This is a genomic window from Serratia sp. FDAARGOS_506 (assembly GCF_003812745.1).
Taxonomy (GTDB): domain Bacteria; phylum Pseudomonadota; class Gammaproteobacteria; order Enterobacterales; family Enterobacteriaceae; genus Serratia.
The window spans coordinates 2,778,536-2,797,421 of sequence record NZ_CP033831.1; the positions used below are offsets into that span (position 1 = coordinate 2,778,536).

Sequence of the window (18,886 nt, forward strand, 5' to 3'; positions counted from 1 at the left end):
AGCCTGAACTGCCGATGAAGTCAAACGCTCGTTCAGCATAAACGGCTATAGCTTATAGCCGTTATGCGGCGGGGGATTATTGGCTGAGCGAGCGCAGCACCACGATGCCCGGCGTGGCCATCACGTAATCCATAAAGGGCGAATCGACCACCCGCATGTTGGCCTTGCGCGAAGAGGCGTTGCGCAGCACCGGGCCGTTGTCGGTCATCACGAAGATGCCGGTGTGGGTCACGTCCAGCCCGTCAAGGTTGGTGTAAATACCGATGTAATCACCGGTGCGCAGCTGGGCCAGCACCTTGTCGTCGACGCTGTCGCTAGGGATATAGGTCACGCTGCGTTGCATGTTGGGTAAACCGGGCAGGTAGCTGCTGCCGTCCGCTTTGCGGTTGAGGTTTTTCACGAGGCTGACGGCGTGCGGGCTGAGCTGCGCGGTGATGTCTTCGGCCACCTTGTGCGGCCGCTGCGCCCAGTCGGTGAAGAAGTGCTTGCGCTGCGGGAAGGCGATTTTGCCGTCGACGTAGCGAATGTCTACCAGACGCTGAACGAACTCGCCCTCGCTGCGGGCGGTGCTGAGCGCCTCCACATAATCGATGTAGGTGAAGCAATCCAGCCCGCGGAAGTCGATCACCAACTGCTCGGGGGTGCTCTGCGAACCGACCAGACGGTTGGCGAGATAGGGCGTGCCGAGAAATTCGCGTGAAATCAGGGAGACGGTGCGGCCATGCGGTTGTGCGGCGGGCCAGCCGGCGCGCAGCGCGAGGAGCTCACGCAGCTTGCTGCGGGTGCTGGCGTCCATCTCCGGCTGCACGCCCGGCGGCGAAACGGTGACGTCGGTCGGCGGCGTAACGGGAAGGGCGGCGGAGGGGCGTTCGACGCATCCGCTCATGGCGATAGCTAACATCAGTAAAACAACCTTGTTCTGGTTCATACGGCCCTCCATGGGTGTCGCTGATTTATCAGAGTAAGTGATAACAGTTCTCATCCGATGGTAGGGGTTAAAAAGTAAACATAGCCTCAATGGCGGCCGATAAATCAGTAACCGATTTCGCTATTGAACGGCAAATACCAGAACAGCGCGATTTCATGATCGGCGATCTCCGGCTCGGCGCGGTACAGCAAACGGTCGATGCCGCCGAGGATAAACCCGTAGTGCTGGTAGCAGCGGCAGGCGGCCAGATTGTTGTTCTGCGTTTCGAGCATCATACCCGAGGTTTCCTGCTGCCGCGCCCACTGTTTGGCGTAGTCCAGCAGCGCCCCGGCGATGCCCTGACGGCGCGCGTGAGCGCTGACGGCGATCTCGTCGATCAGGGTGTAACCGTTCCAGTTTTGGCTCAGCGTGATATGGCCAACGGCTTCGTCTTGGCGATACGCCAGAAAGGTGACGCTGTCTTCGTTGGCGAACGGCGCCAGGGGATACTGTTTGCGAAACGGCGCCACCGGGCGGGTTGGCCAGCTGTCGACCGGGCTGTCGAACTGCGGCAGGGCGTAACAGCCAATGGTAAAGCTGAAATCGCCGCGGAGCAGGTAATCATCGGGCAACGCCTCAATGGCCGCGATGCGGATAGACGGGGTCATTACGGCAGCTCCCGCAGCAGGCGCGCCGGGTTACCGGCATAAATCCCCTTGCGGGTGATGTCGCGGGTCACGACTGCCCCGGCGCCGATCACCGCGCCGCTGCAGATATTTACCGCCAATACCGTGGCGCCGGAGCCGATGGATACCCGATCGCCGATGCGCGTGCACCCCCAGCTGGCCGGATCGGCATTGGGCGCGCCATCTTTGAACAGATCGTTGGCGAAGGTGACGCCGTGGCCGATAAAGCACTCTTCGCCGAGGGTAACGTATTCGCAAATAAAGCTGTGCGACTGAATTTTACTGCGCGCGCCGATGCTGACGTGGCGTTGGATCTCCACAAACGGGCCGACGAAGACATCGTCGCCGAGCCGGCAACCGTATAGATTGCAGGGCTCGATCACGGTGACGTTGCGCCCGGCGTCGACGTCGACGATCCCCGTCTGGCGGGTGGTGATAGCGAATGACATGACCTTCCTCGCAGCCTGGTTTTCATGGTGGGAGTATAAGACAAAGCGCCGTGGCGTTGTGCTTTCCGCACGTTTTTTCACCGAAAGACTATAATTAGTACAGGGGAGAGAGCCCCGTGGCCGCAATCCTCGCACGGGTAGCTGTCCGTCGGAGGTGTGAAATTCGTTCGCCGATCGCGACCTACGGCGAGATAGGAGGTGTCTCATGGTCAGTCATGTTTGGGGACTTCTGGCGCATCCCAGCGCCGAGTTCGAACAGATCAAAAGCGAGAATGAAAGCGTCTCGCACCTATACACCCATCACGTGTTGCTCTTGGCAGCAATCCCGGTGGTCTGCGCCTTTATCGGCACCACCCAGTTGGGCTGGCTCTCCGGCGAGGGACATGCCATCAGGCTCGACATGTTTACCGCGCTTTATACCGCCGTGGCGTTTTACCTGCTGATGCTGGCGGGCGTAGCGGCCATGGGGAAAGTCATTCACTGGATGGCGCGGCGTTATGAATCGCGCCCAAGCCTGCACCGCTGCATGGTGTTCGCCGGTTACGTGGCGACCCCGATGTTTCTCAGCGGGGTGGTTGCGCTCTATCCAGTCGTCTGGCTGTGTCTGTTTGTCGGCATTATCGGCCTGTGCTATTCGGGCTATCTGCTGAATCTGGGGATCCCGCACTTCCTGAATATCGACAGTAAGGAAGGGTTCATCTTCTCCAGCTCGACCTTCGCTATCGGCATTCTGTTGCTCGAGCTGCTGCTTGGGGTGACGGTGCTGCTGTGGGGGTACGGTTCCTGGTTGTTCTGAGTTAACGGCTGTTGTTATCGCCCCCGCGCCGGTGGAACGGTGCGGGGGCTTTTGCTTTTATACGCGGCGGAAAACCAGCATCACGCCGAGCACGATGCCCGCCATGCCCAGCAGGCTCAGCGCCGCCAGCGCGTGGCCGAGCAACAGGTAGTCCAGCAGGGCGGTCACTGCCGGGATCAGATAGAACAGGCTGGTGACCTGCACCAGATTGCCGCGCTGGATCAGGCGATACAGCAAGAAAGTCGCCAGCACCGAGATCACCACCGCCATCCACAGCAGCGACAATACGAACTCCGGCCGCCATGCGACCCGCAGCGGCTCAAACGGCAACGCCAGCGCACACATCAGCAACCCGACGGCATACTGCAGCGGCAAGACCGCCAGCGGCGGCTGCGCCATGCCTTTTTGCAGCAGGGTGCCGGCGGTCATGCAGCCCAGCGCGATAAAGGCGAACAGCATGCCGCTCAGCGAGAAGTGGGCCACCATCAGGCTTTGGTACACCACCAGCGTCAGCCCGACCATCGCCAGCGCCAGGCCGAGCGCCCGCAGCCCGGTGCAGCGCCGTTCGGTGATGAACTGGGTGAGGATCGGCTGTACGCCGAGCAGCGTTGCCAGCACGCCGGGCGTAATGCCTTGCTCCAACGCCAGCAGATAGCAGATTTGATAGCTGCCGATCATCAGCACGCCGATCAGCGCGACGCGCCGGCGGGTGCCGGGGGCGGGCAAGCACTGGCGTTGCCACAGGCCGATGGCCAACAGCACCGCCAGCGCGATGGCGCAGCGGAAGAACAGGAAAGCGAAGGCGGAGGCGTGCTCCAACCCCCAGCGGGAGAAGATCGCACCGCTGCTCCAAAGCAGAACGAACAGCGTAGCCAGGCCGGCATTGGCCCAGAGAGAAGGTAATCGCATATCAATTTCACCTGTCGTGAAAATTACAGGCTCCGGCGCGCGCGGCGGTCTACGCCTGGACGCAACAGATCAACATTAGCCGGAGGTAAAAAGTCGGTTTGGCTTAGCGCACGACCACGAGGCGTGGCGGGTAAGCGGCAACCGCTGAAACGACAGAGGAAACGGCGGGTGGGGCGGAGGAAGCACACAGCAAAACGACGGCCGAAACGGTCGCGTCTGTCGGATCTGTACTGTGCGCCAGGTAGGTCATGTGAATTCCTGAAAACCGTGAATGAAACTAACTGCTTCAAACATAATCAAGTTCGCCGGGGCGCGCAACTCCTATCGCTGCGCCACGGCGAAATGGGGCGACTGTCAGTGCTCTTCTGCCCAGCCTTTGCGTTTGCTGGTTTTGCCGATGCCGGGGTTGAAGCTGTTGGTCGGATCGGCGGCGCGGTAAAACGCCTGCAGATCCGCCTTGGCGTGGTACAGGTGGCCGACGTTATGCTCCGCCGGGTACTCGGCGCCGCGTCGGTTGAGGATCTCGAGCATCTTTTCTTTCAGCGCATGGCTGTCGACGCCCTTTTTCACCACATAGTCCTGATGGAAGACGTGGCACATAAAGTGGCCGTAATACAGCTTATGCACCAGCTGGCTGTCGATCTCCGGCGGCAGGGTTTCAAACCAGTCGGTATCGTTGCGGCGCAGGGCGATATCCAGTGCCAGAATATCTTCCACCTTGTCGGCATGCACTGCGTGGTAGCGCACGGCGGCGCCGGCGGCGGCGAAGCGGTGCAGGAAGGCCTTTTTGCCTTCTTCAGGCGTGCAGGCGAAAAAGGCGCCTTCGGCCTGGGCGAAATAATCGGTCAGGTAGCGCTGCGCTTCGTCTACCCCGGGGCCGGCCATCTTCAGCAGCAGGTGATGTTCGAAACGCTCGCGGTATTCCTTCATGCGCTTCGGCAGGTGGCTCGGCGCCAGATGGCTCAGGCCCTGCATCAGTCGATCGGTCAGGTTGTGCGGCAGCAGCGGCAGCTTGTTGAGGCTGGCGTCCATACGGCCTTTCAGGGTGAAGAAGCGCGGCATCTGATCGGTGCCGAGCTTGTCGATCATCATGAAGGTGTCTTTGCCGTACACCTCGGCGATGTCGAAGATATCGCGGTGCATGTACTCACCGGCCACCGGCAGGTTTTCGAACTGGCTCAGCATGTGGCGGCGCAGATCGGTCAGCACCGCGGTGTCGTTGGTGCCGATATAGAACACCTGCTCTTTGCCTTCTTTCTCGAAGGTGTCGAGCCGCACCGCGAACACCGCCAGCTTGCCGGCGCAGCCGGAGGCTTCGTACAGGCGGCGCTTGTCGGCGTTGAAGCGGGAAGGGGTGTCGGCGTCAACGTCGCGCACTCGGCTGGCGTATTCGTTATCCGAGGCGCGCAGCTCGCCGTATTCGACGTCTGTCGGGCGATAGTCGCCTTTTTCCAGCCGGGTGAGGATCTCTTCCGGCGTGTCGCCGAGGCGAATGCCCAGATGGTTCACCAGGCGCAGCTGGCCGTCTTCCCCGAGCTGGGCGTACAGCGCCATTTCGGTATAGGCCGGGCCGCGTTTCACCAGCGAGCCGCCGGAGTTGTTGCATACGCCGCCGATCACCGAGGCGCCGATGCAGGAGGAGCCGATCACCGAATGCGGTTCACGGCCGTAGGGCTTGAGCAACTTTTCGAGGTGATGCAGGGTACTGCCGGGGAAGCCGACCACCTGTTTGCCGTTATCCAGCACCTGAATATGATCGAGGCGCAGGGTGCTGACGATGACGATATCACGGTCATAGTCGTTGCCGCTGGGGGTTGAACCTTCGGTCAGGCCGGTATTGGCGGCCTGCATGATGACGATTTTATCAGCGGCTACGCAGGCCTGCAGAATGCGCCACAGCTGCAGCAGGCTGGTAGGGAAAACCACCGCCAGCGCCTGGCCTTCGCCGGAGCGGAATCCTTTGCGATAGCGTTCGGTATTGCGGTCGCCGGTCAACAACTGCGGGCCGCCGACGATGTCCTTGAGCTGGTTGATAAACGCCTGATTGCCTGGCTGCATGCTGCCTGTCTCCCTGTCATCCCCGTCGCTTTAACCGCGGCACCAAAGCGGCCAAATAAGCTAAGATGTTATCAATTAAATAACTTATTAAGCTATTAGCTTGATTGGCTAATGGCTTGCGGGTTTAATAGCGCTCGGCGTAGCCGGCCCGGCGCTCTTCGTCGCGCAGCGTCAGGATCTCCACGCCGTCTGCGGTGACCGCCACGGTGTGTTCCCACTGTGCCGACAGTTTTTTGTCGCGCGTCACCACCGTCCAGCCGTCCTTCTTCTGCTTGATGCGGCGGTCGCCCTGGTTGATCATCGGCTCGATGGTGAACACCATGCCTTCCTGCAGCACCATACCGCTGCCGGGTTGACCGTAGTGCAACACCGCCGGCTCTTCATGCATATCGCGGCCGATGCCGTGGCCGCAATACTCCCGCACGATGCTGTAGCCGGCCTGCTCGGCGTGCCGCTGGATGGCGTGGCCGATATCCCCCAAGGTAGCGCCCGGTTTTACCGCGCGAATGCCCTGCCACATCGATTCATAGACGTTGTTCACCAGCCGTTTGGCCAGCGGCGTTACCTGGCCGACGCAGTACATCTTGCTGGAGTCGGCGATATAGCCGCCGTTTTCCAGCGTGATATCTACGTTGACAATCATGCCGGAACGCAGGATTTTGCTGGCCGACGGCACCCCGTGGCACACCACATCGTCGATTGAGGTATTGAGCACATAGGGGAAATCATACTGCCCTTTGCTGGCCGGGCGCGACTTCAGCTCCTCGACGATAAACGCCTCGGCGCGGTCGTTGATCTCCATGGTGGAGATGCCTTCGACGATGACCTCATCGAGCATAGCAAACACTTTCGCCAGCAGGGCGCCGGAATGGCGCATTTTGGCAATCTCTTCCGGCGTTTTAATCACAATCTGTTTCACCCGACAATCTCCTTCAACGTCAGCGCGTTATCTTTCATCATCTTTTTTACCAGCTGTGGGTAGGTCAGTTCCGGATGGAACTCCGCCAGCATGCCGATCTTGATCCAGTACTCGGCCTGCGCGTTGATCGAACGCGTCATGGTCAGGCTGGCGAGGCGCAGATCGTCATGCAGCGCGTCTGAAATTTTTACGATGCCCATCGGCGTCTCCCTAAGTGAACAATATACGAAGTGTATACGTTTAGGATGGTCACGATGTGGCATTCCGTGGCGTAAGAAGATTCTGGTAACAACGATTGCCGCCGCCAGGCAATGCGTTTATTGTGATGAACGACTTTTTTGCCATGATTTTTCAGAAGGATTTAAGGCGTGACTAAACTACGTGTTGGGGTGATTTTTGGCGGTAAATCGGCGGAGCATGAGGTGTCGCTGCAGTCGGCCAAAAACATTGTGGATGCAATCGACAAAGAGAAGTTTGACGTCACGCTGCTGGGGATCGACAAACAGGGGCAGTGGCATATCAACGACGCCTCCAACTACCTGCTCAACGCCGAGAACCCGGCGCTGATCGCGCTGAACCGCTCGAACAAGAACGTGGCGCTGATCCCGGGCCAGGAAAAACAGCAGCTGATCGAAGCGGGCAGCGCTGGCGCGCTGGGCCAGCTCGACGTCATCTTCCCGATCGTGCACGGCACGCTGGGGGAAGATGGTTCCCTGCAGGGGCTGTTGCGCATGGCCAATATGCCGTTCGTCGGCGCCGGCGTGCTCGGCTCGGCGGTCAGCATGGATAAAGACGTCACCAAACGTCTGCTGCGCGACGCCGGGCTGGCGGTGGCGCCGTTCGTCACCCTGACGCGCGCCAACCGCGCCGGGTTCACGTTTGAGCAACTGAGCGAGCGCCTTGGCCTGCCGCTGTTCGTCAAGCCGGCCAACCAGGGTTCCTCGGTCGGGGTCAGCAAGGTGGAAAACCGCGCCGAGTTTGACGCGGCGGTGGCACTGGCCTTCAGTTTCGATCACAAGGTGTTGGTGGAGTCGGCGATCGTCGGCCGCGAGATCGAGTGCGCGGTGCTGGGCAACGACGACCCGCAGGCCAGCGTGTGCGGCGAGATCGTGCTGAGCGACGCTTTCTATTCTTACGACACCAAATACATCAATGAGCAGGGCGCTCAGGTGGTGGTGCCGGCGGCAATCGCGCCGGAAGTGAGCGACCACATCCGCGAGGTGGCGCTGAAGGCGTTCCGCACGCTGGAGTGCTTCGGTCTGGCGCGGGTGGATGTGTTCCTGACGCCGGACAACCAGGTGGTAATCAACGAAATCAACACGTTGCCGGGCTTTACCAACATCAGCATGTATCCCAAGCTGTGGGCCGCCAGCGGCGTCAGCTATCAGGCGCTGATCACGCGCCTGATCGAATTGGCGCTGGAGCGTCATCAGCAGGATCGCGCGCTGAACAGTTCGGTGTTCGATCGCTAAACGTGCTAGGGGGGCGGTAAAGCCGCCCCCGTCTATCATTTCACCGTCACGTCGATATCGCCGAAATACTTCTTCGACAGCGCCGCTACCGTGCCTTGCTGTTTCACTTTGGCGATGGCGGCATCCAGTTTTTTCTTCAGCGCCTCATCCCCTTTGCGCAGGCCGAAGGCGATACCTTCACCGAGGATTTTGTCGTCGCGCACCGCCTCGCCGACGAAGGCGAAGCCTTTGCCGTCCGGCTGCGACAGGAAGCCGCTTTGCCCCGACGGCGCCATCACCAGCGTGGCGTCGAGCCGACCGGCCGCCAGATCCAGATAAACCTGATTCTGATCCTGATAAGACACCACGTCGACGCCTTCATGCGCCCAATGGGTTTTGGCGTAGATCTCCTGAATCGATCCTTGCAGCACGCCCACGTGTTTGCCCGCCAGCGATTTGGCGTCCGGCAGCAGGCCGCTGTCGGCCTTGGCGATCAGGCGGTTCGGCACCTGATAGATGGCGTCGGTAAAGGCGATCGCCTGGCGCCGCTGTTCGGTCACGTTCATCGCCGAGTTGATGGCGTCGAACTTGCGCGCCTGCAATGCCGGGATCAGGCTGTCGAACGAGGTCTCCACCCAGCTGCACTTCAACTGCGCGGCGGCGCACACCGCGTCGCCCAGTTCGATGTCGAACCCTTCCAGTTTGCCGCTGGCAGATTTGGATTCGAACGGCGGATACAGCGCTTCCAGACCGAAGCGCAGGCTGTTTTCCGCCGCCAGAGAAGAGCCGGCGGCCAGCAGGCATCCGGCGGCGAACAGCGTTTTTAAAGCTTTCATAGGCAGTGCCCCTTTCCCATGGTCGGACAAAAAATCACACCTGGCTCAGGCGGCGCGCGCCTTCCTGCAGGGTCTCGTTATCTTTCGAAAAACTCAGCCGGATCAGGCCGGTATCGGTGCCGTCGCTGTAGAACGCCGACAGCGGGATCGTCGCCACCTTCGCTTCACGGATCAAGCGCACGGCGAAATCATTGTCGCTTTCGTGACTGAAGCCGCTAAAACGGGCCAGCATGAAGAAGCTGCCGCGGCTGGGCAGCAGCTCAAAGCGCGAGTCCTGCAGGGCGCTGGCCAGCAGATCGCGCTTTTGTTGGTAAAACGCCGCCAGCCCCAGATAACTCTGCGGGTTGGCGAGCGCGGCGGCGAAGGCGTGCTGCATCGGCGTATCGGCCGAGAACACCATGAACTGGTGCACCTTGCGGATCTCGTCCATCAGCGCCGCCGGCGCCAGACAGTAGCCGACGCGCCAGCCGGTGACGTGGTAGGTTTTACCGAACGACGACACGATCACGCTGCGTTCCGCCAGCTGCGGGTAGCGCGCCATGCTGTGGTGAATTTCGCCGTCGAACACCACGTGTTCGTAGACTTCGTCGGACAAGATCACGATGTCGGTGTCGCGGGTCAGGGCGCTCAGACGTTCGATGTCGTGTGCGTCAAACACCGCGCCGGTCGGGTTGTGCGGCGTGTTGACGATGATCATGCGCGTCCTGCTGTTGATGGCGGCGGCCACTTCATCCCAGTTGACGCGAAAATCCTGCAGCGACAGTTTGATCGCCACCGGCGTGGCGCCCTGCAGGCGCACGATCGGCGCATAGCTGTCGAACGCCGGTTCGAAATAGATCACCTCGTCGCCGGGATGTACCAGCGCGCTGATCGCCGAGTACAGCCCTTCGCTGGCGCTGGCGATCACCGTGATTTCTTCGTCGGCGTCATAGTGCGCGCCATACAATCGTTCAGCTTTTTCCGCCAGAGCAGCACGTAACGCCGCCACGCCGCTCATCGGCGCGTATTGGTTATGACCTGCACGCATGGCTTGCGCCGTTGCCTCGATCAGTTGCGGGTCGCCGGCGAAGTTTGGCGCGCCCTGCGACAGATTGAGGGCCTGATGTTCGGCGCTGAGTTGGCCAATGACGGTGAAAATGGTGGTGCCGACGTCCGGCAGCTTCGAGCGGGATGAACAGGCGCTCTGCATGATGGGCTCCAGGCAAACAGGGAAGTGTTGAGCGATTAAGCATCAGGCGGCGTAGGCGGACAAGGGAAAGTTTGTCATACTTGCCATGCACTACGATCATACCTAATCGAGGCCGCTATGCCGATATCCCTGCCGTCGCTCGACGTGTTGAAAACCTTTGTGGTGGTGGCGCAACGCCTCAACTTTACCCACGCCGCTCGGCAGCTCCACCTGACGCAGGGGGCGGTCAGCCGGCAAATCCTCGGGCTGGAACAGCGCCTGGGCTATCCGCTGTTCAGCCGCCAGGCGCGCGGCCTGGCGCTGACGCCGCAGGGCGCGCAGCTGCTGGCACCGGTGCAGCAGGCGCTGGGGCAGCTGGACGAGGCCCTGACGCGGGCCGCCGCCCCGCCGGGGGCGCTGCGCATCAAATGCCCGACCTGCGCCATGCGCTGGGTGCTGCCGCGTGTGATTCGCCTGCAGAATGAACGGCCTGACATGCACATCGAGTTGACCGCCTCAGTGTCGCACGGCCTGGATTTCAGCACCGAGCAGTTTGATGCTGCGGTGGTGTTCGGCCGGCCGCCGGGAAAAAAACTGGCCGCGCACTTGCTGTTCGACGAAATCCTCACGCCGGTCTGCACGCCGACGTTCCTGCCGCCGGCGCCCCGGCTGGCGGATTTGACGGACAAAACCCTGCTGCACCCAACGCGCGATCGGCGCGACTGGCTGCGCTGGCTGAAGGCGGCGGGGGCCGATGCGTTGCCGTCCGGCAAGGCTCAGCATTTCGATACTCTCGATCTGGCGATGAGCGCCGCGCTGCAGGGGTTCGGCATCGCCATCGGCGATCTGTGCCTGCTGGAGGAGGATATTCAGGCGCGGCGCGTCGTCACGCCGTTCCCGCTCTGCGTCACCAGCGGCGCGGCCTATTATTTGGTCTATCCTGAACGCGGGGCGCCGCCGGCGTTGGCGCAGCTGATCGATTTTCTGACGGCGGAGGCTGCCGATAGCCGCGCCCGGCTGCAGAATTACCTGCCGATAACTTGTAATGCTTTGTAAACATTACCGATGCGAATTCCCTTGGCGATGAAACAGAGTGTGGCAAACTGTTTCTTCACTCCGATTAAACTCCGCGGCTTTGGCGGCGGAAACACGCCTGAGATTAAAACAAGATGAAATGGCTTTGTGTGGTGAGTATGTTGTCCGGTCTGGCTCTCAGCCCGGTTTTTGCGCAGGAAACGCCGATAACGCAGGGCATTCACGCCCAGCAGCGCGACGCCTTCGTGTCCAATTTGATGAAGCAGATGACGCTGGAAGAGAAGATCGGCCAGTTGCGGCTGATCAGCGTCGGGCCGGATAACCCGAAAGAAGCGATCCGCGAGGGCATCCGCAAAGGACAGATCGGCGCCATCTTCAATACCGTCACCCGCCCGGATATTCGGGTGATGCAGGATCAGGCGATGCAACTCAGCCGCCTCAAAATCCCGTTGTTCTTCGCCTATGACGTGGTGCACGGCCAGCGCACCGTGTTCCCGATCAGCCTGGGGTTGGCGGCCAGCTTCGATCTGGAAGCCATTGCGCTCAGCGCCCGCGTGGCGGCGCAGGAGGCCAGCGATGATGGCCTCAACATGACCTTCGCGCCGATGGTCGATATTACCCGCGATCCGCGCTGGGGCCGGGTCTCTGAGGGCTTCGGCGAAGACACCTGGCTGGTGTCGAAAATCGCCAAAGTGATGGTCGACGGTTATCAAAACGGCGATCCGGCCAAGCCCGGTTCGGTGATGGCCAGCGTTAAGCACTTTGCATTGTACGGCGCCGTCGAAGGCGGCCGCGATTACAACACCGTCGACATGAGCCCGCTGCGCATGTATCAGGACTATCTGCCGCCTTACAAAGCGGCAGTCGATGCCGGCAGCGGCGGGGTGATGGTGTCACTCAACTCGGTGAACGGCGTGCCGGCCACCGCCAACCCGTGGCTGCTGAAAGAGCTGCTGCGTGAGCAGTGGGGCTTTAAAGGCATCACCATCAGCGACCACGGCGCGATTAAAGAGCTGATTAAACACGGCGTGGCCGCCGACGCGCGCGACGCGGTGCGGATGGCAATCACCTCCGGCGTCGACATGAGCATGAGCGACGAGTTTTACGATAAATACCTGCCGGGTCTGGTGAAAGACGGGCTGGTGCCTGAAAGCGATATCGATCGCGCCTGCCGCGATGTGCTGAACACCAAATACGACATGGGGTTGTTCACCGATCCGTATGTGCATCTGGGCCCGGTGGGTTCCGATCCGCAGGACACCAACGCCGAAAGCCGCCTGCACCGCGCCGAGGCGCGGGTGGTGGCGCGTAAAACGATGGTGCTGCTGAAGAACGATAAGCAGACGCTGCCGCTGAGCAAGCAGGCGACCATCGCGCTGGTCGGGCCGATGGCCGACAGCCAGCGCGACGTGATGGGCAGTTGGTCTGCCGCCGGGGTGGTCAAGCAGTCGGTCACCCTGCGCGAAGGGCTGGAGCGGGCGGTGGGCGACAAGGCGCGCATTCTTTACGCCAAGGGCGCCAACGTCACGCAGGATAAAGGTATCATCGACTACCTGAATGAGTATGAGCCGGCGGTGGTGTTCGACACCCGTTCGCCGCAGCAGATGATCGACGAAGCGGTACAGGCGGCGAACAAGGCCGACGTGGTCGTGGCGGTGGTGGGGGAATCGCAGGGCATGGCGCATGAGGCCTCCAGCCGTGCCGACATCACGATTCCGCAGAGCCAGCGCGATCTGATCGCCGCGCTGAAGGCCACCGGCAAACCGCTGGTGCTGGTGCTGATGAACGGCCGGCCGCTGGCGCTGAGCTGGGAGAGCGAGCAGGCGGACGCGATGCTGGAAACCTGGTACAGCGGCACCGAGGGCGGCAACGCGGTGGCGGACGTGCTGTTCGGCGATTACAACCCGTCGGGCAAGCTGCCGATGACCTTCCCGCGTTCGGTCGGCCAGATCCCGATGTACTACAACCACCTGAACACCGGTCGTCCGTTCGGCAAGGAGAACCCGGGCAAGTACACCTCGCGCTACTTCGATTCGCCCAACGGCCCGCTGTATCCGTTCGGTTACGGTCTGAGCTACACCACCTTCAGCCTGTCGGATCTGAAATTGTCCAGCCCGACGATGGCGCGCAACGGCAAGTTAACCGCCAGCGTCACGCTGAAGAATACCGGCAAGTACGACGGTGCCACGGTGGTGCAGCTGTATCTGCAGGACGTGACCGCCTCGGTCAGCCGGCCGGTAAAAGAGCTGCGCAACTTCAAGAAAGTGACGCTGAAGGCCGGCCAGTCGCAGCAGGTTGAGCTGCCGATTAGCGAAGACGATCTGAAGTTCTACAACGCCAGCTTGAAATGGGGGGCGGAGCCGGGCAAATTCAACGTGTTCGTTGGCCTGGACTCCGACAACGTGCAGGCGCAAAGTTTTACGCTGAAGTAACCCTGTCCCCCTCGTTCGCCGCGCTGAGCGAGGGGGCATCCATTCCCGCTAACGTCATCGGAGCCTGTCTCATGAAACGCTATCTGGACTGCAGCGCCAGCGATCTGGCAGATATCGGCAAAGCCGATCTGCTCTATGCCATCCGCGCCAGCGAAGGGCGCATCCTGGTCAGCGAAACCATCGCGGTCACTCAGCCGCTGCTCAATAACGTCACCAACGCCGAGCTGGCGGCCAGCCAGGGCGCCGACCTGCTGCTGCTGAACCTGTTCGACGTCGACCAGCCGTATATTGCGGGCCTGCCCGCCGACGTGCCGCCGCAGGAGGCGCTGCGCACGCTGCAGCGCCTGACCGGGCGGGTAATCGGGGTGAACCTGGAGGCCGTCGATCCGGCTTTCGCCACCGAACACAACGACTTCTGGCAGATGACGGCGGGCCGCGCCGCCACCGCCGAGAATGCGCGCAAGCTGTATCAGCTCGGCGCGCGCATGCTGGTGCTGACCGGCAACCCTAACAACGGCGTCAGCAATCAGGCGATCGCCGCCGCACTGAAAGCGATCCGCGATGAAGTGGGCGACGAGATGGTGTTGGTGACCGGCAAGATGCACGGGGCCGGTATCGTGCGCGAAAGCGGCAGCCAGCTGATCGGCGAGCAGGACATCGCGCTGTTCGTGGAGAACGGTGCGGACATCGTGCTGTTGCCGGCGCCGGGTACCATTCCCGGTATGTCGCAGGAGAAAGTGGCGGCGCTGATCGCTTATGCCCAGCGGCAAGGCGCGCTGGCGATGACGGCGATCGGCACCTCGCAAGAGGGGGCCGACGTGCAGACCGTGCGGCAGATTGCGTTGATGAGCAAAATGGCCGGGGCGGATTTGCACCATATCGGGGATACCGGCTATCTGGGGCTGGCGCTGCCGGAAAACATTTTCGCTTACAGCGTGGCGATTCGCGGCGTGCGCCACACCTACAGCCGCATAGCGCGCTCGGTGAACCGCTAAGCCTGGGGTCTTTGCGCCGTCACGATGCTGAAATAGCCGAGCGACGGCAGTACCTGAGCAGGTCCGAAGCCGACGTCGCGCAGCAGGTCGCCGGTATCCAGCGCTGCGCGGCAGAGGTCGAGGGGCAACGACGCCGGCCAGACGTTGGCCGGATCCCATGCTCAGGCTGTGTATGGCGTGGGTGAACCGCCGCATTCTGTCGGCGTTGAGCGTATCCGTTTCAAACAGTTCCTGCTCATCGTACATTTGCGAGATATTATTTCTGATAGCGCTTTTCAGGTTTTTCAGCGAGAAAATTTCGCTGTTTTCAACTTTCAAATCTCAGCCGTGGCCGAAATAATGCGGGCGGATTTTTAACAAAAAGGTTCCCACTCCGGCGTGAGAGAGGATGTTTCGCCGTCTCAGTCTATCAATTTAATTTATCGGTCAGGTTGCGGGGATGCAAAGCAATAAATTCAAAGATGCCAAGACGATGTGCGATAAGCACTGCCGGATAGAGATATAAATTCATCGTGATATCGAGAATGGTTTTGTCGTCGCATTGCGGCGGCCGGACGGAATAGTTCATGTGAGCCCCCTCCCGCTAAGGCATGGCGCGTGTTAACAGGCTATGTCACGCCTGAGATTTTAGCAACGGGCAGGAGCGCGATTGACCGCACGCCAACGCTTTCGTTGTAAATAATCCCTAAATGAGATTATTTTTAATATGAATTGAACGCGGCCAATATCGAGCGTGAAAAAATGATGCCGGGCGGTGGCAATTACCCAATTATGCGTTTTTATTTTATTGGAGGGTGACTTAATCACAGTTATTAACGCGTTAGGATTGTGTTAATCTATGCCGCCGTTATACCGTACCGGAATTCACATTCTTTTTGTGAATAATTCAACTTGATTACTTCATTATTAAAACGAGTTAACAATGAAAAAAAGCATTCTGACCGGCATGATTGCCGCGACTCTGGGCCTGTTCAACACCGCTAACGCTGAAGGAATGGATCCTGCCGCATTGAAAAACGTCTATGACATCACGCGCAATACCGCCGGGCTGATGTCTTACTGTGTCGATAAAGGTTTCCTGAAAGCCGACAGCATCGACAACGCCAAGAAAATGGTGGCCTACGTGGCGGCTATTCCCGGCGGCGTCGACACCCGCGACGGCGACAAGCGCGAAGCGATGGGCCGCGAAGGCAATGTGCTGAACGACGACGGCAAAGTGGTCGCGTTGGAAAAAGAAGCGCCGCAGGGGCTGCAGGCATGGTGCCAGCAGGCTGACGAAGGGATCCGCCAGGGCCTGACGTCTATCGGTCAATAAGCGCCTGATTTAGCCTCTTCCCCTTTCAGAGCTTGTCTGAAGGGAATCTCCGGGCCAGGCGGCCCGGGGAATCTTACCAGAACAACGGGGTGGTGCTTTCAGCCAGAAACGCCAGCAGCGTTTCGTTGACCGCCGTCGGGTTTTCCTTGTTGCTGATATGCCCGGCGTTGGGGATCAGCACGTGCCGACAGCCGAGAAGATCGGCCATGCGCTGGCCTTCCGCCGGCGGGCGCGGTTTATCCTGCGCACCGGTGATGACGATGCTGGTGGCGGTGATGTTTTCCAGCAATGGCAGCTTGTCGGGGCGACCGAAGATCATCCGGCCCAGCGGCACGATGCTTTCGCGCAGGCGATCGGCAGGCAGGCTTTGCAACTGACACAGCAGCGATTGCAATAGCGCGTCGGGGACGTCATCGGAATAGAACAGAGAAGCGACATGTTCCAGCAAAGGGGACGCGATGGCGCCGGCCTGCTCAACGGCGTCCAGCATGCCCATATAGCGCTGCCGCGCCTCCGGCGTTTCGTCGCCCAGGTAGCTGTCCAGCAGCGCCAACACCTTGACCCGTTCCGGTGCCAGCGCCGCCAGTTCAGCGCCCCACATGCCGCCGACGGACAGGCCGACGATGCCAAACTCTTCGATATCCAAATGATCCATCAGCGCCAGATGGTCGGCGGCGATATCCGACAGGCTGTTTCGCCCGGCCGGCAGCGCCGGTGAGTCGCCGTGGCCCCAGAGATCCGGCACGATCAGGCGGTAACGTTTCGCCAGTGCTTCGAACTGCGGTGCCCACATGTTCAGGTCGAACAGATAGCTGTGGCCCAGCAGTAACGGAAAGCCTGAGCCCACGTCGAGGTAATGCAGGGATTTGCCCATCGTTGGCATCTTATCGATTCCTTATATAAAGAGAGTCCCGGCTGCTTATATCACACTCATATTCAACCTGCGGTATTAATTTACTTTAAATTACTCAGGTGAACCCTTGTTTTAAATTTTTCTTGATAACAAGACGTCAATGAAAAGTGACGTTAAGGATAATATTCTGGTTGCAGTTAGATCCTTGGTTTATGCTGACGTTAATTTCTGGGTGGAATAGATAAACAGGGTGTTGCGATGAAAAGACTTTTCAGGCTATTAATTATTTTGCTTGTCATTTTACTGCTGGCGGCGGTGCTATGGTGGTTCTTCGGGCGCGGCAATCCAAATGCGCTATGGCAAATCGTCAGCCAACAGTGCGTGCCCAATCAGCAGCAAAACGACGATCCGGCGCCCTGCTTAAAGGTTGATTTAACCGAAGGTTATGTGCTGTTTAAGGACAGCAAAGGCCCCTCTCACGATCTGGTGATGCCAACCGTAAAGGTCAGCGGTATCGAGAGCCCGGCATTGCAGACGGAGCACGTGCCGCCTTATTTCGCTCTGGCCTGGAATAACCGTGAACATATATCCGGCGAGATGGGCAAACCATTAAAAGATGCGTGGCTTTCTCTGGCGGTCAATTCGAAATATGGCCGTTCTCAAAATCAGCTGCATATTCACGTTGCCTGCCTGCGGCAGGATGTCTATAACGCGTTGGGGCAGCAGGCGGAGCAATTAGATCAGCAGTGGCGCTCGCTGGCGGTGAAATTGGTCGGCCATCAATATCTGGCCAGAAAATTGGCGGGCACCGACTTAACCCAGGAAGATCCTTTCCGTTTGCTGTACAGCTATGTGAGGGAGCAGGGCGACAGCATCGGTAATTATGGCCTGGCGGTGGCGGTCAGCCCACAGGGCGAGATGCTGCTGTTGGCAAACCGTTTGAAGTTGACCGATCTGAATCTGGGTTCGGCCGGCGAAATTCAGGACTACCAATGCGCAGTGGCGGGAAACTGAAGATGTAATGGCCCGCCGGCTGTGGCCCGCCGGCGGCTGTAGTGCATTCAAAGCTTCTTCAGCAGTTCCAGCAGCTGCGCTTCGCTTTTCTCCGCCAACCCCTCGATCGCCAGCTTGATGATGTCGGAGCGGGTGATGCGCACGATGCCGCTACGTGCGGCCTGGACGATCACCTCATCGATGGCTTCAATGTGGTTGTCCGTCAGGCTGACGGAAATCGCCTTATAGGTGCGCTTGCGGCCGGCCGGCTTGGCTTCCGGCGCGGGCGCTGCGACCGGCAGCGTATGCGAGGTGGCGCTGTTGATGAATTCGTCTTCCGACATGCGGTGGGTTGGGGTGCGTTTCTTCACAGGATCACCTCTTTCACCAGGCATTCAATTTCGGTCTGCGCCTTTTCGTTGTTCGCCTCGTGCACGGTGATGGCCTCGCCCCAGGCGTCGCGGTAAATCTTCCGATCGCACAGGCGGTTGCTCACCAGAGTGAACTCCGGGTATTCGCTCAGCACCTGCGCCGCTTCGTTGGCTTCATTGATGAAGATGTTGGTCGGACACATGTTCAGCACGATGTAGCCTTTGACCTTCTCGTTGTATTCCTGCGCGGTGGAGAACATCTCTGACAGATAGCCGACGGTGTCGAGATCCATCTGTGAAGGGCGCAGCGGCGAGAGGAACAGATCGGCGGCCAGCAGCCCGGAACGCAGCTCGGCGCTGTCGCGGCCGGCGGTGTCGACGATCACGTAGTCGTAATGGCGATCCAGCTCCAGCAGCGTTTCCTTGATTTTACCCGACGCGGCCACCACCGGAATGTGCGGCAATCCCTCAACGTTCTGACGGTCGTTGTACCAGGTCATGATCGATTTTTGGTCGTCGGCATCGACGATGATCGCCGTCTTGCCTTGCTTAAGAATCAGATACCCGGCGATATTCACCGCTTTCGTCGACTTGCCGACGCCGCCTTTTTGCGAGCCAATCAGAACAATCATGCTGCCATCTCTCAAGTTATTAAGCTGGTAACTTATTAAGTTAATGTGCTTATTAGGTTGATAATCAAACAGGTTAACAAG

The 18,886-nt window shown here is 59.9% G+C and carries 20 protein-coding genes; 7 read left to right on the forward strand and 13 right to left on the reverse strand.

Annotation, left to right across the window (positions count from 1 at the left end):
* Positions 1 to 76 precede the first annotated feature (76 nt).
* From EGY12_RS13520 to EGY12_RS13530, 3 genes are all read right to left on the reverse strand, one after another.
* Complete coding sequence (locus tag EGY12_RS13520; RefSeq protein ID WP_123894114.1) at positions 77 to 928, reverse strand: DUF1460 domain-containing protein; 852 nt, start codon at positions 926 to 928, stop codon at positions 77 to 79.
* A 104-nt stretch (positions 929 to 1,032) separates the two neighbouring features.
* A complete protein-coding gene (locus EGY12_RS13525) occupies positions 1,033 to 1,575 on the reverse strand; it encodes a GNAT family N-acetyltransferase (protein WP_123894116.1) in 543 nt (180 codons plus the stop codon).
* A complete protein-coding gene (locus tag EGY12_RS13530; protein WP_123894117.1) occupies positions 1,575 to 2,042 on the reverse strand; it encodes an acyltransferase in 468 nt (155 codons plus the stop codon). The genes EGY12_RS13525 and EGY12_RS13530 overlap by 1 nt, the downstream gene beginning before the upstream one ends.
* A gap of 205 nt (positions 2,043 to 2,247) precedes the next feature.
* On the opposite strand from EGY12_RS13530, the gene EGY12_RS13535 reads away from it, so the two are divergent.
* Positions 2,248 to 2,838 (forward strand): Yip1 family protein, encoded by a 591-nt coding sequence (locus EGY12_RS13535; RefSeq protein ID WP_033633836.1) that lies wholly within the window; start codon positions 2,248 to 2,250, stop codon positions 2,836 to 2,838.
* 57 nt (positions 2,839 to 2,895) lie between these two features.
* Here EGY12_RS13535 and EGY12_RS13540 read toward each other — a convergent pair whose 3' ends face one another.
* From EGY12_RS13540 to EGY12_RS13555, 4 genes are all read right to left on the reverse strand, one after another.
* The gene (locus EGY12_RS13540) at positions 2,896 to 3,747 is read right to left on the reverse strand and encodes a DMT family transporter (protein ID WP_123894120.1); all 852 of its coding nucleotides are present in this window, start codon (positions 3,745 to 3,747) and stop codon (positions 2,896 to 2,898) included.
* A gap of 354 nt (positions 3,748 to 4,101) precedes the next feature.
* On the reverse strand, positions 4,102 to 5,805 hold the full coding sequence (gene dld, locus EGY12_RS13545) for a D-lactate dehydrogenase (protein ID WP_123894122.1): 1,704 nt from the start codon (positions 5,803 to 5,805) through the stop codon (positions 4,102 to 4,104).
* A gap of 124 nt (positions 5,806 to 5,929) precedes the next feature.
* Positions 5,930 to 6,724, reverse strand: a complete 795-nt coding sequence (gene map, locus EGY12_RS13550) for a type I methionyl aminopeptidase (protein ID WP_123894125.1) — start codon at positions 6,722 to 6,724, stop codon at positions 5,930 to 5,932.
* Positions 6,721 to 6,924, reverse strand: a complete 204-nt coding sequence (locus EGY12_RS13555) for a ParD-like family protein (protein ID WP_006324220.1) — start codon at positions 6,922 to 6,924, stop codon at positions 6,721 to 6,723. Before EGY12_RS13555 ends, map begins: the two co-directional genes overlap by 4 nt.
* 168 nt (positions 6,925 to 7,092) lie before the next feature.
* On the opposite strand from EGY12_RS13555, the gene ddlA reads away from it, so the two are divergent.
* Positions 7,093 to 8,196: a D-alanine--D-alanine ligase gene (gene ddlA, locus EGY12_RS13560; RefSeq protein ID WP_123894127.1), complete on the forward strand. Its 1,104-nt coding sequence runs from the start codon at positions 7,093 to 7,095 to the stop codon at positions 8,194 to 8,196.
* 35 nt (positions 8,197 to 8,231) lie between these two features.
* Here ddlA and EGY12_RS13565 read toward each other — a convergent pair whose 3' ends face one another.
* The gene (locus EGY12_RS13565; protein WP_123894128.1) at positions 8,232 to 9,011 is read right to left on the reverse strand and encodes an ABC transporter substrate-binding protein; all 780 of its coding nucleotides are present in this window, start codon (positions 9,009 to 9,011) and stop codon (positions 8,232 to 8,234) included.
* Positions 9,012 to 9,045: 34 nt separating this feature from the next.
* Complete coding sequence (locus EGY12_RS13570) at positions 9,046 to 10,200, reverse strand: pyridoxal phosphate-dependent aminotransferase (RefSeq protein ID WP_123894130.1); 1,155 nt, start codon at positions 10,198 to 10,200, stop codon at positions 9,046 to 9,048.
* A gap of 117 nt (positions 10,201 to 10,317) precedes the next feature.
* On the opposite strand from EGY12_RS13570, the gene EGY12_RS13575 reads away from it, so the two are divergent.
* From EGY12_RS13575 to EGY12_RS13585, 3 genes are all read left to right on the forward strand, one after another.
* Positions 10,318 to 11,235 (forward strand): LysR substrate-binding domain-containing protein, encoded by a 918-nt coding sequence (locus tag EGY12_RS13575; protein ID WP_123894132.1) that lies wholly within the window; start codon positions 10,318 to 10,320, stop codon positions 11,233 to 11,235.
* Between the two features lie 113 nt (positions 11,236 to 11,348).
* Positions 11,349 to 13,646, forward strand: coding sequence for a beta-glucosidase BglX (bglX, locus tag EGY12_RS13580; RefSeq protein WP_123894134.1), 2,298 nt, complete (start codon positions 11,349 to 11,351; stop codon positions 13,644 to 13,646).
* A 71-nt stretch (positions 13,647 to 13,717) separates the two neighbouring features.
* The gene (locus EGY12_RS13585) at positions 13,718 to 14,641 is read left to right on the forward strand and encodes a haloacid dehalogenase-like hydrolase (RefSeq protein ID WP_123894135.1); all 924 of its coding nucleotides are present in this window, start codon (positions 13,718 to 13,720) and stop codon (positions 14,639 to 14,641) included.
* A gap of 409 nt (positions 14,642 to 15,050) precedes the next feature.
* Here EGY12_RS13585 and EGY12_RS23465 read toward each other — a convergent pair whose 3' ends face one another.
* Positions 15,051 to 15,209 carry a hypothetical protein gene (locus tag EGY12_RS23465; protein WP_253722803.1) on the reverse strand — a complete coding sequence of 53 codons (159 nt, stop codon included), beginning with the start codon at positions 15,207 to 15,209 and terminating at the stop codon, positions 15,051 to 15,053.
* A gap of 354 nt (positions 15,210 to 15,563) precedes the next feature.
* On the opposite strand from EGY12_RS23465, the gene EGY12_RS13595 reads away from it, so the two are divergent.
* Positions 15,564 to 15,956 carry a hypothetical protein gene (locus tag EGY12_RS13595; RefSeq protein WP_038879962.1) on the forward strand — a complete coding sequence of 131 codons (393 nt, stop codon included), beginning with the start codon at positions 15,564 to 15,566 and terminating at the stop codon, positions 15,954 to 15,956.
* Between the two features lie 73 nt (positions 15,957 to 16,029).
* Here EGY12_RS13595 and EGY12_RS13600 read toward each other — a convergent pair whose 3' ends face one another.
* On the reverse strand, positions 16,030 to 16,830 hold the full coding sequence (locus EGY12_RS13600) for an alpha/beta fold hydrolase (RefSeq protein ID WP_123895594.1): 801 nt from the start codon (positions 16,828 to 16,830) through the stop codon (positions 16,030 to 16,032).
* A gap of 267 nt (positions 16,831 to 17,097) precedes the next feature.
* Here EGY12_RS13600 and EGY12_RS13605 point away from each other — a divergent pair, with 267 nt between their 5' ends.
* The gene (locus tag EGY12_RS13605) at positions 17,098 to 17,823 is read left to right on the forward strand and encodes a CDP-diacylglycerol diphosphatase (RefSeq protein ID WP_123894137.1); all 726 of its coding nucleotides are present in this window, start codon (positions 17,098 to 17,100) and stop codon (positions 17,821 to 17,823) included.
* Between the two features lie 47 nt (positions 17,824 to 17,870).
* On the opposite strand, the gene EGY12_RS13610 is transcribed toward EGY12_RS13605, so the two are convergent.
* Positions 17,871 to 18,173: a hypothetical protein gene (locus tag EGY12_RS13610; RefSeq protein WP_123894139.1), complete on the reverse strand. Its 303-nt coding sequence runs from the start codon at positions 18,171 to 18,173 to the stop codon at positions 17,871 to 17,873.
* Positions 18,170 to 18,805 carry an AAA family ATPase gene (locus EGY12_RS13615; RefSeq protein WP_123894141.1) on the reverse strand — a complete coding sequence of 212 codons (636 nt, stop codon included), beginning with the start codon at positions 18,803 to 18,805 and terminating at the stop codon, positions 18,170 to 18,172. The genes EGY12_RS13610 and EGY12_RS13615 overlap by 4 nt, the downstream gene beginning before the upstream one ends.
* Positions 18,806 to 18,886: the final 81 nt, after the last annotated feature.

Bases quoted from the DNA above. Each gene is read 5' to 3' on its own strand.
- EGY12_RS13520 (WP_123894114.1), bottom strand. From the start codon at position 928: ATGAACCAGAACAAGGTTGTTTTACTGATGTTAGCTATCGCCATGAGC.
- EGY12_RS13525 (WP_123894116.1), bottom strand. From the start codon at position 1,575: ATGACCCCGTCTATCCGCATCGCGGCCATTGAGGCGTTGCCCGATGAT.
- EGY12_RS13530 (WP_123894117.1), bottom strand. From the start codon at position 2,042: ATGTCATTCGCTATCACCACCCGCCAGACGGGGATCGTCGACGTCGAC.
- EGY12_RS13535 (WP_033633836.1), top strand. From the start codon at position 2,248: ATGGTCAGTCATGTTTGGGGACTTCTGGCGCATCCCAGCGCCGAGTTC.
- EGY12_RS13540 (WP_123894120.1), bottom strand. From the start codon at position 3,747: ATGCGATTACCTTCTCTCTGGGCCAATGCCGGCCTGGCTACGCTGTTC.
- dld (WP_123894122.1), bottom strand. From the start codon at position 5,805: ATGCAGCCAGGCAATCAGGCGTTTATCAACCAGCTCAAGGACATCGTC.
- EGY12_RS13555 (WP_006324220.1), bottom strand. From the start codon at position 6,924: ATGGGCATCGTAAAAATTTCAGACGCGCTGCATGACGATCTGCGCCTC.
- EGY12_RS13565 (WP_123894128.1), bottom strand. From the start codon at position 9,011: ATGAAAGCTTTAAAAACGCTGTTCGCCGCCGGATGCCTGCTGGCCGCC.
- EGY12_RS13570 (WP_123894130.1), bottom strand. From the start codon at position 10,200: ATGCAGAGCGCCTGTTCATCCCGCTCGAAGCTGCCGGACGTCGGCACC.
- EGY12_RS13575 (WP_123894132.1), top strand. From the start codon at position 10,318: ATGCCGATATCCCTGCCGTCGCTCGACGTGTTGAAAACCTTTGTGGTG.
- bglX (WP_123894134.1), top strand. From the start codon at position 11,349: ATGAAATGGCTTTGTGTGGTGAGTATGTTGTCCGGTCTGGCTCTCAGC.
- EGY12_RS13585 (WP_123894135.1), top strand. From the start codon at position 13,718: ATGAAACGCTATCTGGACTGCAGCGCCAGCGATCTGGCAGATATCGGC.
- EGY12_RS23465 (WP_253722803.1), bottom strand. From the start codon at position 15,209: ATGAACTATTCCGTCCGGCCGCCGCAATGCGACGACAAAACCATTCTC.
- EGY12_RS13595 (WP_038879962.1), top strand. From the start codon at position 15,564: ATGAAAAAAAGCATTCTGACCGGCATGATTGCCGCGACTCTGGGCCTG.
- EGY12_RS13600 (WP_123895594.1), bottom strand. From the start codon at position 16,830: ATGGGCAAATCCCTGCATTACCTCGACGTGGGCTCAGGCTTTCCGTTA.
- EGY12_RS13615 (WP_123894141.1), bottom strand. From the start codon at position 18,805: ATGATTGTTCTGATTGGCTCGCAAAAAGGCGGCGTCGGCAAGTCGACG.